This window comes from Spongiactinospora gelatinilytica (assembly GCF_003236385.1).
Taxonomy (GTDB): domain Bacteria; phylum Actinomycetota; class Actinomycetes; order Streptosporangiales; family Streptosporangiaceae; genus Spongiactinospora; species Spongiactinospora gelatinilytica.
Window position 1 is genome coordinate 1 of sequence record NZ_POUA01000178.1, and the last position, 14,590, is coordinate 14,590.

The window sequence follows — 14,590 nt, forward strand, 5'->3', positions numbered from 1 at the left end:
CGGCGGGGCGGTGTGCGGGCCGCCGTGGTGGCCGAGCGGGCCGAGCTCATCGCTCGTGGTCTTGATGTCGCCGAGGTGCCCGTCTTCTGGGAGCAGGTGGCCGCGCACTGTCTGGACGCCGGGTGGCCGCAGCGGGCCGGGGCGATGTTCCTGCGTGCCAGGCGGGCCGAGGAGGAGCAGGGGCTGGTGGTGGCGGAGGACGTCCGGCGCGCGGCGTACCTGCGGTTCGCGCTCGCCGGGGCGCTGCCGGCCAAGGCCGTCGCCGGGTACGCGGCCGGGCTGGCCGAGCGCCATGCCCCCGCCCGCGCCTACGCCGAGCTGCTGGAGCTGGTCGCCGGTTACACCGGGGGCGGCCTGCCGCCCTGGCCCGCGCTGCCCCGGCAGGTCCGCGCGATGGCCAAGGCCGCGGGGCTGGACCCGGTGGAGGCGGAGCGCCGCGCGTTCGCCCTGCTGCTGCGCGCCCCCGCGACCCGCCACGCCTCCACCGCGTTCTGGAAGGCCAACCGGGCCCGGCTGGTACGGCTGGCCAAGCGGTTCACCGAACTGCGGCACGCCCTGCTCCACCTGTTCCCCGACGCCGACATGGACGAGTGGTGGCTCGCTCTGCTCGACGAGACCGGCGCGCTCGCCGACCTGGCCGGTGCGGAGGCCGCGGGCTGGCTCACCCGCATGGCGGCCCACCTGGAGCGGGGCAGGCGCACCGGCCGCACCCCGCCCCTCCTGCTCGACCTCGTCACCCGGCTGAAGCCGGGCGAGGAGCCGGTACGCCCGGCCGGCTCCCCGCGTTCCGGCGTCATCGACGCCGACCTGCTGGACGCCTGCCTGGCCGCCGGATTCCCGGTGGCCGACCCCGACCCCGGTCACACCATCGACCTGGGCCGCTGGCTGGAACACCGGCAGCGCGACCTGGCCGCCATCGGCGCCGACCCGCGCCACGCCCGGCTGCTGAGCGCCGCGGTGGGCGCGTTCGCCGCCCGGCACGGGGTCGGCGCGCTGCTGGACGTGGCGGCGCTGCGCCCGCTGGTCAGGGACTGGGTGGCCGCCGAGGCGGGCGAGATCGCCCGGGGCGGGCTGGCCGACGCCCGCGAGGCCGTGCAGCGCCTCTCCAGCGGGCTGCCGCCGGGCGCGGCGGGCATGGCGGCGATGCCCGAGGGCGTCCGCGAGGCCATCGAGGGAGCGGACGTGGCGGTCACCCTCACCCGCACCCTGCGCGCGGGCATCCTGGACGAGCTGGGCTGGGACGACCTGGACGCCGCCGCCGACGAACTCGGCCCGGACGCCGAGATCACCTCGAGCTGGCCGGTGCTCACCGTCTACAACCGGCACCGCGCGGTCGCGGTCGGCCCGTCCGGCCGGATCGCCGAACACGACCTGCGGCTGCCCGCCACGGCCGAGTCCTTCACCGTGGTCTACTCGGCGGGGGAGTTCCTGGTGGTCTGGGACGACCACCGCACGGCGCGCGGCTACTGGACGGCGGGCCCGGCACGGACGCCCCCCGGCCCGGTGCCCCGCGTGGGCGGCGCGCTGCGGCCGAGGTCCGGGTACGGCTACGCGTTCCTCGACGCCTCCGGCGCGCGGGTCACCGGAAGGCGGGCGCTGCGCCCTGGCGAGCCGCGCCTGGCCGACACCCCGCGGCTGCTGTGCGACGGCGTGACGTACTGGTCCCAGCCGGAGGCGTGGCGCCCGGAACTACGCGAGCTGGACCCCGCCACCGGCGAGCTGGGCCGCGCCTCGCTGCCCGGCTTCCTGGAACGCGCCCCGCTCCCGGCGGGCCGCGCCTGGGCCGTCGAGGCGTGTACGCTCGCCCCCCTGCCCGAAGGGGTGCGGCGGACCCCGCTCGGCACGGACGGCACGCTGGTGGGCTTTCGGGTCAGCAGGCGGACCGGCGACGGCGCGAGCGGGCACACCGAGGGCCGCTACGTCATCGAGGGCGTGGACGGCCGCAGGGCCGAGCCGCGCGGTCGGCCTGGCGCGGTGCCCTGGGGCCTGATCGAACTCCCGCACGCGGGCCGCCACGGCATGGGCGTGCTGGCCGGCGACACGCTGGTGTGGCTGGTGGACCAGGCGGGCGAGGCGGCGCACTGGCAGGTCGCGGCGGGCACCGGCGACCGCTGGGTGCCGCCCGCCGCCCGGCTCGCCGCGCGGGGCACGCCGATCGTCCCGCCGCCCGCGTACTGGCATTTCCTCTCCCCGCGCGACCCGGACGCCTCCGCCCGGCTGCGGACCGTCTCCGAGGCCGCGGTACGCGCCCTGCTCGACGCCGCCACCGCCGACCTCGCCGCGGACCCGGCCCGCACCGAACTACCCCGCGCGGCCCACCTCATCGAGGAACTGGCCACGCACCCCCGGCTGCGGGCCGGGCTGACCGGATTCGCCCGCCAGGCCGCCGACCTGCGACTGCGCCTGACGGCACTGGCGGCGGGGGAGCCTCACCCCATGTGCGGGTAGCGGTGGTCGGTCGGCGGGATCAGGTTCTCCTTGATCGCGCGGGCGTTCACCCAGCGGATCAGGTTGAAGATGGAGCCGGCCTTGTCGTTGGTGCCCGAGGCGCGGGCGCCGCCGAAGGGCTGCTGGCCGACGACCGCGCCGGTCGGCTTGTCGTTGATGTAGAAGTTGCCCGCGGCGAAGCGCAGCCGCTCGGCGGTGGCCGCGACGGCCCGGCGGTCCTGGGCGATGACCGCCCCGGTCAGCGCGTACGGCGCGACGCCCTCCATCTGGTCCAGCATGGCGTCGTAGTCGGCGTCGTCGTAGACGTGCACGGCCAGGATCGGGCCGAAGTACTCCTTGACGAAGATCTCGTCGGTGGGGTCGGCGCACTCCAGCACCGTGGGCCGCACGAAGTAGCCGGTGGAGTCGTCGTAGGAGCCGGTGAGCACGTTCACCGAGTCCGCGGCGCGGGCCCGGTCGATGGCGGCCTTGTGCTTGGCGAACGCCCGCTCGTCGATCACCGCGCCCATGAACAGCGACAGGTCGGTGGCCACGTCGCCGATCGTCAGCGACTCCGCGGTCGAGACGAAGTCGTCGCGGATCCGGCCCCAAACCGAGCGCGGCACGTACGCGCGCGAGGCGGCCGAGCACTTCTGCCCCTGGTACTCGAAGGCGCCCCTGATCAGCGCCGTGGAGAGCACGGCGGGGTCGGCGGAGGGGTGGGCCACCACGAAGTCCTTGCCGCCCGTCTCGCCCACCAGGCGCGGGTAGCCGTGGTAGCCGGTGATGCCCGCGCCCACCGTGGACCACAGGTGCTGGAAGGTGGCGGTGGAGCCGGTGAAGTGGATGCCGGCCAGCCGCGGGTCGCGCAGCGCGACCTCCGAGACGGCCGCGCCGTTGCCGGTGACCAGGTTGATCACGCCCGGGGGCAGGCCGGCCTCCTCCAGCAGGCGCATGATGAAGTGCGCGGAGAACTGCTGGGTCGGCGAGGGCTTCCAGACGACGACGTTGCCCATCAGGGCCGGGGCGGTCGGCAGGTTCGCCGCGATGGAGGTGAAGTTGAACGGCGTGATCGCCAGCACGAACCCTTCGAGCGGCCGGTACTCCATCCGGTTCCACACCCCGGGGGAGGAGATCGGCTGCTCGGCCAGCAGGGCCCGCGCGTACGCGACGTTGAACCGGAAGAAGTCGATCAGCTCGCAGGCCGCGTCGATCTCCGCCTGGTAGGCGGTCTTGGACTGGGCCAGCATGGTGGCCGCGTTCAGCGTCTGCCGCCACGGCCCGGCCAGCAGGTCGGCCGCCCTGAGCAGCACGGCGGCGCGGTCGTCGAAGGACAGCGCCCGCCACGCCGGGGCCGCCTCGGTGGCCGCGTCGATGGCCGCCCGCACGTCGGAGGGCGTCGCCTCGGCCAGCCGGCCGAGCACCGCGGCCCGGTTGTGCGGCTGCACCGCCTCGATCTCGGCGCCGCCGCCCATCCGCCGCTCACCGCCGATGGTCATGGTCATGTCGAGCCGCGTGCCGCCGAGCTCCTTGAGCCGGCTTTCCAGCGCGGCGCGCTCGGAACTGCCCGGCGCGTAGCCGTACACCGGCTCGTTGGCCGGGACCGGGACGTTGCTGATCGCATCCATGATGGTGGAACCTCTTCACTTGGACGTGAGCGAGCGCAGGAAGAAGGCCAGGTTGGCCGGGCGCTCGGCGAGCCTGCGCATGAAGTAGCCGTACCAGTCGTCGCCGTAGGGCACGTAGACCCGGACGGTGTGCCCCGCCTCCGCCAGCGCCGCCTGCCGGTCGGTCCGGATGCCGTACAGCATCTGGTACTCGTAATCTCCGCGCTCACGGCCGAAGCGGGCGGCGAGCGACTCGCTGATCGAGATCAGCCGATCGTCGTGCGTGGCCACCATGGGATACCCCTTCCCCGCCATGAGGATCCGCAGGCATCGCACGTACGCCCGATCGACGTCGTCCTTCTTCTGGTGGGCGACCGAGGGCGGCTCGGCGTAGGCGCCCTTCACCAGGCGCACCCGCGAGCCCTCCCCGGCCAGGTCGCGGCAGTCGGCCTCGGTGCGGAACAGGTAGGACTGCACGGCGACGCCGGTGCCGGGGAAGTCGGCGCGCAGCTCGCGCAGGATGCCGAGGGTGGAGTCGACCGTGGTGTGGTCCTCCATGTCCAGGGTGACCGTCGTGCCGGCGGCGCGGGCCGCGGAGCAGATCTCCCTGGCGTGGTCCAGTGCGATGGCGTCGCCGTCCGGGCCGAGGGCCTGGCCGACGGCGGACGGCTTGACCGACACCTCCGCCCCGCCGCCTTGGCCGAGCGCGGCGAGGGCGTCCAGCAGGATGACGTACGCCTTGGCGGCCTGCGCCGCCGCCCCCGCGTCGTGGGTCTCCTCGCCGAGGTGGTCGATGGTCACGGTGAGACCGGCGCCGGTCAGCCGCCGCGCGGCCGCGACCGCCGCCGCCGTGTCGTCACCGGCCACGAACCGCCCGACGACCCGGCGACTCGGCGGGAAACCGGAGACGGCGCGCCGTACGAGCCGGCTGCGCGAGCCGGCCAGAAGCAGTGAACCGAGCATGTCTCCAAGGTTATGAAGGTGGTTCCGCCCGGCACCATGGACAAGCGCACCGGGTGCTTCATACAAATGTACGATGAGGAGGTGGAGCTCCAGGAAACCGTGGACGAGGTCGCGCGGGTGCTCGGCGCGTCGGCGACCCTGGAGGACCGGGCCTTCCAGCTCCTGGCCTACGCGGCGCAGAGCGGCGACATCGACGCCGTCCGCCGTGACTCCATTCTGCGCCGCCGGGCCACCGACGAGGTGCGCGCCTACTTCGAGGGGTACGGCATCGCCAGCGCGCCCGGCCCGATCCGCATCCCCGCCGACGACGCGCTCGGCGTACTGGCCCGGGTGTGCGTCCCGCTGCGCCGCGCCGGGGTGACCTACGGCTACCTGTGGCTGCTCGATCCGGCGGACGGCGGCGGCGTCCCCGACGCGATGCTGGCGCGGATCGCCCCGCTGGCCGAAGACGCCGCCGGCCTGCTGGCCCTGGAGGCGCGCAACCGCCAGGAGCTGGGCCGCGGCCTGCGCGAGCTGCTGTCGGCCGATCCGGAGCGCAGGGCCGCCGCGCTGGCCAGGCTCGACATCGAGGGCCCGGTGGCGGCCGTCGCGGTGCGCGCCGCCCCCGAGCGGACGACCGCGCTGTGGACGCTGCCGCGCGGCGTGCTGGCCGAGCCGGGAGACCCGGTCGCCCTGCTGGTGCCCGCCCCCCTGGCGGCCGAGGTCGCCGCGCGGGCCCACGCGATGTACCGCAAACCCGCAGGCGTCGGCGGCCCGAGGAAGGACCCGGCCGACGCGTGGCGAAGCTGGCGGGAGGCGAGGCAGGCGCTGCGGGTCGCCGAGCGGGTCGAGCGGTTCGGTCCGGTGGCCGCCTGGCCGGACCTCGGCGTCTACCGGATGCTCGCCAGGCTGCCCGCCGCCGACCTGGCCGAGCTGGCCGCGGAGGCCGCCGACCTGCTCGCCGACCCGGAGCTCGCGCACACCGTGGAGGTCTATCTCGACCGGGGCGGCCACGCCCAGCAGGCCGCGGCGGCGCTCGGCGTACACCGGCAGACCCTCTACTACCGCCTGTCCAAGGCCGAACGCGCGGTCGGGGCCGACCTGTCGGACGGCGAGACGCGGCTGCGGCTGCACCTCGCGCTCAAGGCCGCGCGGATGACCGCCTGAGCCGGGCCGGTGGGGTCAATCGTCGGCCTCGCCGTACACCACGAAGCTGCTGCCGTGGCCGCCCGCCCGCGCCGCCATCGGCACGTGCGGCGTCTCCCGTGCGGGGTCGCCCTCGCCCGGGCCGGACCCCAGCAGCGCGCGGGTCAGCGCCTGCCGTTCGGCCAGCATCTCCGACAGCGCGGCGGTCAGGTGGGCGTCGGTCAGGACGCTCGCGTCGTCTCCCGCCATGATCGTCCGTAGCACCGCGCGGCGCAGCAGCTCCTTGAAGAACGACGCGGTCGCGCCCTCGGTGCGGGACACGATCGCGTCGGCGTCGAAGGCGGGCCGCTGGCCGCGGGAGTAGAGCCGCAGCAGGGCCGCCCGGCCCGCGGTGTCCGGCTTGGGGATCTCCACGGCCAGGTCGATCCGGCCCGGCCGGTCGGCGAGCGCGCGTTCCAGCACGTCCGCCCGGTTGGTGGTGAGCACGAACGCCACGTCGGCATCGGACCCGACGCCGTCCATCGCGTCGAGCAGCATGAACAGCAGTGGGTTGCCCTCGGGGTTGAACGAGCGGTCCATCGCCACCAGGTCGACGTCCTCCAGCACGACCATCGCCGGCTGGAGCCGCCTGGCCAGCGCCGCGGCCTGCTCGATGTGGCGGATCGCCATGCCGGTCAAGACGATCACCGTGCAGCCGGTCATCCGGCCCATCAGGTAGCGCACGGTGTGGGTCTTGCCGCTGCCCGGCGGGCCGTGCAGCAGCAGGCCGCGCTTGAGGTGCCGGCCGTGCGCGCGCAGCCGCGCGGCCAGCTCGCCGACCTCGATCACGTGCCGTTCCACCACGCCGAGCAGCCCGGCGGGCAGGACCACCTCATCGGCCGCGATCTGCGGCCGGGGCAGGAAACTGAGCAGCTCGTTGCCGCGGTGCTCGGTCCAGGCGAAGGAGAGGATCCGCCCGCGGAACACATCGTGCTCGTGCATCAGGCGGGTGATCTCGTCCCTGGCCGCCCGCGCGCCGTCCCGGGAGGCGGCGAGCACTTCGATCCGGCACTGCGGCGGCCCGTGCTCCAGCCAGGTCCGCAGGCCGATCACCAGTGGCGTGCCGTCCGGGGCGTGCGCGCAGACCAGCCCGGCACTCACCACCTCCATGGTGTCGCGCGGCCCGATCGCTGCGGTGGCGTAGCCGACCGCCCCCAGGTCGAACCGATCCCAGCCGCGCGACATCATGGTCAGCATGTCGGCGTAGTCGTAGCCGTGCCGGCTCTCGCCCGAGATGCCGAACCACTCGGCGCCGGGGGAGTAGCGGGCCAGGTAGGCGTCCACGCCGCGCTGGAGGTTGGCGTGCTCCCAGCGGGGAAAGGTCTCGCTCACGCTGATCACCTCGGTGAGCGGGCAGCCGAGGTGACCGGTTACGCGGGAGACGACCGGAGCGTCCGGTCGTTCCTCCCGCAGCCGCTGGTTCGCGCTGGAAAGTAGATCGCGTAACTCCCGCGCCAGATGCCGCGCGTCGCTGGAATCCATGCCGCCTCCCGTGGGAGCAAGCCTGTCAGACTCCGGCCCGTTACGGGAGGGGCATGTTCCGGCGATGTGGCATTTCGGTGCGAGTGTGTCAGGTCAGGGCGGGCACCTCCGGCTCGCCCATCGTATCGGCGTAGACCCGCAGCAGTTCCTGGCTGATCCGCTCGTAGGAGTAACGCGAGCGCACCCGGTCGGCGCCGGCGAACCCGAGCGCGGACCGCTTGGTCGGGTCGGTCAGCAGCTCGCGCGCCAGCCTGGCGGTGAGCGCCGGGCGGCGGGGCGGGACCAGCATCCCGGTCACCCCGTCCAGGACGGAGTCCAGGTGGGCGCCCACGGCGGAGGCGATCACCGGCACACCGCATGCCATGGCCTCCAGGGCGACCACCCCGGCGCTGGCGTCGTCGGGCAGCGTGAGCACCACGTCGGCACTGCGCATCAGCTTGGCCACCGTCGCGGACGGCACCTGGCCGAGGAAGGTGACCCGGCCGTCCACGCCGGTCTCCTTGGCCAGCAGCCGCAGGCGGTGGGCGTTGGGGTCCTGGGCGAGCGCGTCGGCGGGCGGGCCGCCGGCGAGCACGAGTTCGGCCTCCGGGACGCCCTCCAGGGCGCGGATGGCGGTGGCGGCGCCGCCCTCCGGGGCGAGCGGGCCGACGTGCAGCAGCCGGGGCCGCTTGCCGCGCTGGGCGGACGGGCCGTGTCTGCGGAAGCGCTCGACGTCGAGCCCGCAGGGGACCACGGTGATGCTCCTGCGCGGCACGCCGAGGCGGATCAGCTCGGCCTCCTCGTCGCCGCAGCCGGCGATGACGGCGCTGGCGGTACGGCCGATGGCGCGGGCCAGCCGTACCCGGGTGGCGTTGTCGCCGCCTGTGCCGCCGCCCGCCTTGGCGGTCGCCGCCCTGCGGGCGGGACGGGGCAGCGGGCGCAGCCGGGGCAGCGTCTGGGCGACCGGCACGTTGAGGCCGTCGGCCCCGGCGAGCGCGGCCAGCCCACCGGCCCAGGAGTGCGCGTGGATGACGTCGGGCCGCTCGGCGTCCCACCGCCGGGTCAGCTCCGCGCCGAGGTCGCCGGCGTAGCGCAGGACGCCCTCCTCGGAGAGTTCCTCGGGCGGGCCCGCGGGCAGGAGTTCAAGGGTCACGCCGTGGGCCAGACGGGCCTTGGGACGGCGCTCGGGCGAGTCGAGCCTGCCGTAGATCGTGACGTGGTGGCTGCGGCCGAGCTCGCGGGCCACGGCCAGCAGATGCGCGCGCTGGGCGGCGCGGTCGGAGTCGTCTACGGTACCTGCGGACACTGCGTCGGAAGCGACGATTGCTATGTTCACGGCACACCTCGGGGAGCCGGGCCGATTGAGAACAGCCCTAGGAATCCGTCAGGTGTGCCTGTGTCTTAAGCACCTCAGACGTTCATGACCATACCCGGCACCGGACGATATGCAAACCTCGAATCCGCCGGGTTCGGCGGTATATGTCGGTTATATACGGCCGGTTGTCTACGGCCGGTTTCTTACGGCCGGATCTCGTCCGCGGGCAGTCTCAGGCCCGGCGCGGTGTCCCAGCCGATGATCTGGATGAGCTGGCGGACGTGCGGGGCCACCGGCGAGAGCACCAGGTTGCGGCCCTCCGCGCCGACCTCCCCGGCCACCTCGACGATCGCGCGCAGCCCGCCGAGGTCGATGAAGGACAACTCGCCGAGGTCGAGCGTGATGTCACCGCCCAGCGACCGGGCCGCCGCGCGCAGAGCGGCCAGGAAGCGGGCGGCGGAGTTGGCGTCGATCTCGCCCTCGACGCGCAGCAGCGGCGGGTGCGGCGTGGAGTGGATGCGAAAGAGCGCACCCTCGTATTCCACGCCCATGCTCGCTCTCCTCTGGCGCTCGGGCAGGCCGCCCGCGCCGTGGATCGTCTCGGTTCCGTAGAAGATCGTCATCTTAGTCCACCCCCCGCTCAGTAGTGTTTTCCGGGGATGAGTCACCTCATCGAGGGCTCGTCAGGCGACCCGCAGCGCCAAGATCACGATCTCGTCGTAGAACCGGCCGCCGGAGAACGCGCTGCGGTCTTCCTCGACGGTCTTGACCAGCGTCGCCGGAGACTGGGCGACGCATCGGCCGAGCACGTCTCCGAGCCGGCTCTCGCCGTACGGCTCGCCGTGCTCATCTCGCGACGCTACCAGCCCGTCTGAGTAGAAGACCAGCGTCTCACCGGGCGTCAGCTCCAGGTCCTCGGCGGCCAGATCGGCGTCGTCGTCGATGCCCAGCGGCACGCCGCCGCCCGCCAGGAAGCGGACGCTGCCGTCGGGCCGCAGCAGCGCCGCGGGATGGTGCCCGGCGGAGGCGATGCGGATCTTCCGCCCCGGATCGGCGGCGGGCACGAAGCCGATCAGAGCCATCACGAACATGCCGCTGCCCTGCATCACCAGCGCCTGGTTCACCTTGCGGATCGCCTCGGCCGGATCGGACTCGAACCCGCCGAGCACCCGCAGGCCGTTCCTGACCAGGGCGCTCACCGACGCCGCCGTCTCGCCCTTGCCGCAGGCCCCGCCCAGCGCGATCCCCCAGCCGTCCTTGACCGGGAAGACGTCGTAGAACTCCGCGCCCACGGTCACCGGCCCGGACCCGGAATGGTAGATCGCCGCCGCCTCGAACCCCGGGATGTCCGGCAGGCTCCTGGGCACCACGCTGCTGCGCAGCGCCTCGGCGGCATCGCTCCTGGACTGGAAGGCCCGCTGGGCGCGCAGCGCCAGCCCCAGATGCGTGCCGATCTCCTCCATCAGCCCCAGGTCGGCCAGGGTGAACGGCTCGTGCTCGCCGAGCCGCAGCAGCGTCACCGCGCCCTCGGCGGCCTGGTCGGTCTGGATCGGCACGCACATCAGCGACCCCGCCCCGAGCGTGCGCAGCAGCGGCGTGCCGTCCGGGGTGAGGCCCAGCGACTTCTCGTCCTCCACCATCTCCTGGACCACACCGGACCCCTGGGCGAGCACCTGCGCCACGACCGGCGCCGCCGCCGGGTCCAGCCGCTCGGCCACCCGCAGCCGGTCGCCCACCGGCTGCTCGGCCGGGCCCAGCACCGTGACGCGGACCGGTACGCCGTCGCGCACCACGTCGATCAGCACCCAGTCGGCCGACTCGGCGGCCAGCAGCCGCGCCGCCCGCGACAGCGCGACCGGCTCGCGCAGGCTCTCCACGTCCAGCAGCAGGCGGGTCATCCGGGCCAGCAGCTCCTTGCGCCGGGCCGAGGCCATCAGCAGGGCCGCGTCCGACATCTCGACCCGCCCGGCCGGCCGCTCGGGAAGCTGGACCTCCGTCGGCAGCGCGACCGCGACCACCATGTCCTGTGGCTCGCCCGGCAGGGACAGCCGGGTCAGCGCGAGCTGGACCGTGTGCGCCCGGCCCTGGTGGGCCAGTCTGGTCTGGAAGGAGGCCGGCTGACCGCTCTGCTGCACGGCGCTCAGGTGCGAGCGGAACGCCGCCCGCCGCGCCACGTCCACCAGCAGCGGGAACGGCCGGCCGATCAGGTAGCCCGCCGGGCTGCCCAGCAGCCGCGCCGTCTCCGCGTTGATCCTGCGGACCACGCCCGCGCTGTCCATGACCACCGTGGGGATCGGCAGTGAGCGGAAGATCTGCCGCATGAGCTTCTGCTCGCGCAGCGTCCCGCCGTCCCGCTCGCCGCCGCGCCGCTGCTTCCTGCGTAGCTCGCCGAGCGCCGTGCCGAGCAACTCGGCCGCGGTGTCCAGCTCCGCGAGGGCGGCGTCGAGTGTGGTGCCCAGGTCCTTGGGGTAGGTGGACCTGGCTTCGCGCAGGGATGTGACGCGTGCGGCGAGGTCCGCCACCGCGTGCTGAAGCGAGGTAAGGGCACCCAGTTCCGTCAAAGCACATCCTTGCCGCTGAAGGGTCCTTCTTCATAGACGCTACGACACTTGGCCGAGCGCTTCGATGCTGGGATTAATGTAGGCACACCGGGAAGGAGGTCGCGCTCGTTGGACGGCTCAGGTTTGATCAGCCCGGCGCTCGCCGGCGAACTGGCGGCGCTGGCCAGGGTGAGTGACGACACATCCAGCGAAAGCGTGCTGCGCGGGCTGACCGAGACCCTGGTACGCGGCATCTCCGGATGCTCGGGCGGGTCCGCGGAGCTGTGGCGGTCCGAGCGCGTCCTGCTGTCGGCCTCGCACAGCGAGCTCATCGTGCTCGCCGAGAGCGAGGACACCCTGAACGAGAGCCCCGCCAGGGAGGCCAGGTCCACCGGCGCGCCCGTGCTGGTCCCCGACGTGCTCAGCGACCGCAGGTGGGCACGGTACGCGGGGATGGCCACCCGCTGCGGGGTCCGCTCGGTGCTGGTGATCCCGATCACCGTGGAGTCGGCGATGCTCGTCGTCGCCCTGTACTCCGTGCGCCCCGGCGTCTTCCGCGCCAACGCGGTGGCCCCGCTGGCCGGCATGCTCGCCGACCAGGTGACGGTCGCCCTGCGCAACGTCTGGGACTTCGATGAGGTGCGCACCGACGCCGCGCAGATGCACGAGGCGCTGGCCGGTCGGGCGGTGATCGACCAGGCCAAGGGCATCATCATGCAGGCCAGCGGGTGTTCGGCCGAGGCCGCCTTCGACGAGCTGCGCCGGGTCTCCCAGCACCACCAGATCAAGGTGGTGGAGCTGGCCAGGCTGCTGGTGAGCGAGCACCAGCGCAACGAGCGCCCGGCGAGCTGACCCGTGCGCTCAGCCCTCCCGCAGCCCGGCGAGCGCGTCGTCCAGCGAGTCGTACAGCGGCAGGCGACCGGCCAGGCCGGTGACCCACATCACCTTCGACCGGGAGTACTGGACCCCGACGAGCGCGAAGCGCGTCCCGGCCGCCGTGCTCGCCTGCCAGTAGTGGACGATCAGGCCCAGGGCCCGGGAGTCCATGAACGACACGCCGCCCAGGTCGAGGATCATGCCCTCGCGGTGCCGCGCCGCGGTGTCGGCCAGGAACGTGGCGAACTGCTCGCGCGTCGTGGCGTCCAGAATGCCGTGAATCTCCACCACCGCGATGTCGCCCACCGTGCGGGCGGTGAGTGAGAGGGCCGGGACGCCATCCAGATCGCCCGGCATGTTGCCCGACATGCCCACCCGTGCGTCTCCTCGCCATCCGGTCCATGGCGCATGGCGCCAGCGCCGCTCGCGCGGGCCAAGAGCAACCTTACTGTCACCCCGAAGTGTGGCGTACGCTTGACGAAGCGGGAATGCATCACCCGAGGTCCAGCAGCGGGCCTCGTCTTCGACTTCGCGCGAGGCGAGCGTGTCCGGATGGGCCGGCCCGACGGCCCGCCCATGGGCACTTCTCTTCCCAGAGCCCTTGCCGGCCGCGCGCCCGCTGTCCATATCGAGGAGCGAGCGATGACCGTTCACGCGCGCGACATCACCGAGCTGACCGCTGAGGAACTGCTGGCAGAGGCCGCCGCCCCCCGGATCGATCCGGCGCTTCGGGAACGGCTTCGCGAGCGGATCGTGGAGATGCACAGGCCCCTGGCCATGGAGATCGCCCGTCGCTACCGCTATCGCGGCGAGCCGCTGGAGGATCTGCTCCAGGCCGCCTACGTCGGCCTGATGAAGGCCGTCAACGGCTTCGACCCCGCCCTCGGCCACGCCTTCCGCGGCTACGCCGTGGTGACCATGACCGGCGAGGTCAAGCGCCACTTCAGAGACCGCACCTGGGCCATCCGCGTACCGCGCCTCTACCAGGAACGCCGCTCCGAGCTCAACCGCCTCGTCGCCGACCTGAGCCAGGAGCTGGGCAGGTCGCCCACGGTGCCGGAACTGGCCACCCGGATGAACATCTCAGAAGAGGACGTCCTGCTCACCCTGGACGCCTCCGCCGCCTACAGCACCCTCTCCCTGGACGCCCCGCTGGGCACCGACGACGACGCCGCCGCGCTCGGCGACGTGATCCCGGAAGAGGGCGACGAACTGAGCAGCCTCGTGGACCGCGAGGCGGTCAAACCGCTGATCGACGAACTGCCCGCCAGGGAGAAGAAGATCCTGCTGCTGCGGTTCTTCGGCAACATGACCCAGGCGGAGATCGCGGCCGAGTTCGACATCTCGCAGATGCACGTTTCGCGCATCCTGCGCAAGGTGCTCGACCGGCTGCGCGGCGAACTGCTCGCCGGGCAGGATCGGCCTTGACCCGCCCCTTGCCGCACTTCCGGCCATGCGACCGAGTAATCTGCCGCAAACAGGGCACCCAACGATCCTGAGGGCGGAGGTGGGAGCACACGGCGGTCAGAAGCAGGATGACGCAGGTAGAGGGCGCAGGCGGCGCCCGCCTCGCAGGTGGGAGGCGATCCCGGGTGAACGAGGATTCACGTCCTCATGAAAGGCCGCTCCACGACGGTGCGGCCGAGCAGATCGCCTTCGGGCTGCCCGGACTGCCCGGCGCACGCAATTTCGCCGCCGCCTACGCCCATCGCCAGGGCATGCCCGATGACCGGGTGGGCGAACTCCTCCTCGCCGTCAACGAGGTCGCCACCAACGCCGTCACCCATGGGAACGGCCGGGCCACCATGCGCGTCTGGTGCGCCGGCGACCACCTCGTGGTCGAAGTCCACGACGAGGGCCACTGGCCGCTCGACGGCGCGACCCCCGGCGCGACCCCGCCCGGCCCCTACGCCACCAGCGGGATGGGCCTGTGGGTCGCCCGCAGGCTCAGCTCCGGCATCGACTTCGCGACCGGCGCGTCCGGCACCACCGTGACGATGAGCTTCAAGGTTTAGCCGGGTCACCCATGGTTAGCTGCGTCAGCGTGACGAAGCACATGGGTAGCTGGATAGAGCACGCAGCCTGTAGGGACGCCGATCCGGAACTGTTCTTCCCGATCGGCGCCGTCCCCTCGCCGGAACAGCTCAAGGCCGCCCGCCGAGTCTGCGCGGACTGCCCGGTACACGGGCCGTGCCTGCGCTTCGCGGTGGAGTCCGGCCAGTCGGGCGGGATCTGGG

General features: G+C 73.3%; 12 protein-coding genes and 1 pseudogene. 6 read left to right on the forward strand and 7 right to left on the reverse strand.

The features are described 5' to 3' along the window. A pseudogene (locus C1I98_RS41610) lies at nucleotides 1–2,448 on the forward strand (hypothetical protein); the annotation flags it as partial. On the opposite strand, the gene pruA reads toward C1I98_RS41610, so the two are convergent. Together pruA and C1I98_RS21675 are read right to left on the reverse strand one after the other, a co-directional pair. Next, a complete protein-coding gene (gene pruA, locus C1I98_RS21670) occupies nucleotides 2,430–4,055 on the reverse strand; it encodes an L-glutamate gamma-semialdehyde dehydrogenase (protein WP_111169264.1) in 1,626 nt (541 codons plus the stop codon). The pseudogene C1I98_RS41610 and the gene pruA sit on opposite strands and share 19 nt — an antisense overlap. 15 nt (nucleotides 4,056–4,070) lie before the next feature. After that, on the reverse strand, nucleotides 4,071–4,997 hold the full coding sequence (locus tag C1I98_RS21675) for a proline dehydrogenase family protein (RefSeq protein WP_111169265.1): 927 nt from the start codon (nucleotides 4,995–4,997) through the stop codon (nucleotides 4,071–4,073). 81 nt (nucleotides 4,998–5,078) lie between these two features. Here C1I98_RS21675 and C1I98_RS21680 point away from each other — a divergent pair, with 81 nt between their 5' ends. Next, on the forward strand, nucleotides 5,079–6,143 hold the full coding sequence (locus tag C1I98_RS21680) for a PucR family transcriptional regulator (protein WP_233508050.1): 1,065 nt from the start codon (nucleotides 5,079–5,081) through the stop codon (nucleotides 6,141–6,143). Between the two features lie 15 nt (nucleotides 6,144–6,158). On the opposite strand, the gene C1I98_RS21685 is transcribed toward C1I98_RS21680, so the two are convergent. The 4 genes from C1I98_RS21685 to C1I98_RS45075 form a co-directional block, all read right to left on the reverse strand. Further along, entirely contained in the window at nucleotides 6,159–7,643 is a 1,485-nt protein-coding gene (locus tag C1I98_RS21685; protein WP_111169266.1) for an AAA family ATPase, read from the reverse strand. 88 nt (nucleotides 7,644–7,731) lie between these two features. Beyond that, nucleotides 7,732–8,928 (reverse strand): glycosyltransferase, encoded by a 1,197-nt coding sequence (locus C1I98_RS21690; protein ID WP_233508051.1) that lies wholly within the window; start codon nucleotides 8,926–8,928, stop codon nucleotides 7,732–7,734. A gap of 212 nt (nucleotides 8,929–9,140) precedes the next feature. Next, nucleotides 9,141–9,560 (reverse strand): STAS domain-containing protein, encoded by a 420-nt coding sequence (locus tag C1I98_RS21695; RefSeq protein ID WP_111169268.1) that lies wholly within the window; start codon nucleotides 9,558–9,560, stop codon nucleotides 9,141–9,143. A 60-nt stretch (nucleotides 9,561–9,620) separates the two neighbouring features. Further along, on the reverse strand, nucleotides 9,621–11,498 hold the full coding sequence (locus C1I98_RS45075; RefSeq protein ID WP_111169269.1) for a SpoIIE family protein phosphatase: 1,878 nt from the start codon (nucleotides 11,496–11,498) through the stop codon (nucleotides 9,621–9,623). 108 nt (nucleotides 11,499–11,606) lie between these two features. On the opposite strand from C1I98_RS45075, the gene C1I98_RS21705 reads away from it, so the two are divergent. Beyond that, nucleotides 11,607–12,329: an ANTAR domain-containing response regulator gene (locus C1I98_RS21705; RefSeq protein WP_111169270.1), complete on the forward strand. Its 723-nt coding sequence runs from the start codon at nucleotides 11,607–11,609 to the stop codon at nucleotides 12,327–12,329. A gap of 9 nt (nucleotides 12,330–12,338) precedes the next feature. On the opposite strand, the gene C1I98_RS21710 is transcribed toward C1I98_RS21705, so the two are convergent. Then, nucleotides 12,339–12,722, reverse strand: a complete 384-nt coding sequence (locus C1I98_RS21710) for an STAS domain-containing protein (protein ID WP_233508052.1) — start codon at nucleotides 12,720–12,722, stop codon at nucleotides 12,339–12,341. Nucleotides 12,723–12,995: 273 nt separating this feature from the next. Here C1I98_RS21710 and C1I98_RS21715 point away from each other — a divergent pair, with 273 nt between their 5' ends. From C1I98_RS21715 to C1I98_RS21725, 3 genes are all read left to right on the forward strand, one after another. After that, nucleotides 12,996–13,781: a SigB/SigF/SigG family RNA polymerase sigma factor gene (locus C1I98_RS21715; RefSeq protein WP_111169271.1), complete on the forward strand. Its 786-nt coding sequence runs from the start codon at nucleotides 12,996–12,998 to the stop codon at nucleotides 13,779–13,781. A gap of 164 nt (nucleotides 13,782–13,945) precedes the next feature. Beyond that, nucleotides 13,946–14,368, forward strand: coding sequence for an ATP-binding protein (locus C1I98_RS21720; protein WP_233508053.1), 423 nt, complete (start codon nucleotides 13,946–13,948; stop codon nucleotides 14,366–14,368). A gap of 41 nt (nucleotides 14,369–14,409) precedes the next feature. Continuing rightward, nucleotides 14,410–14,590, forward strand: a 181-nt coding sequence (locus C1I98_RS21725) for a WhiB family transcriptional regulator (protein WP_111169275.1), incomplete at its 3' end; no start/stop codon positions are given.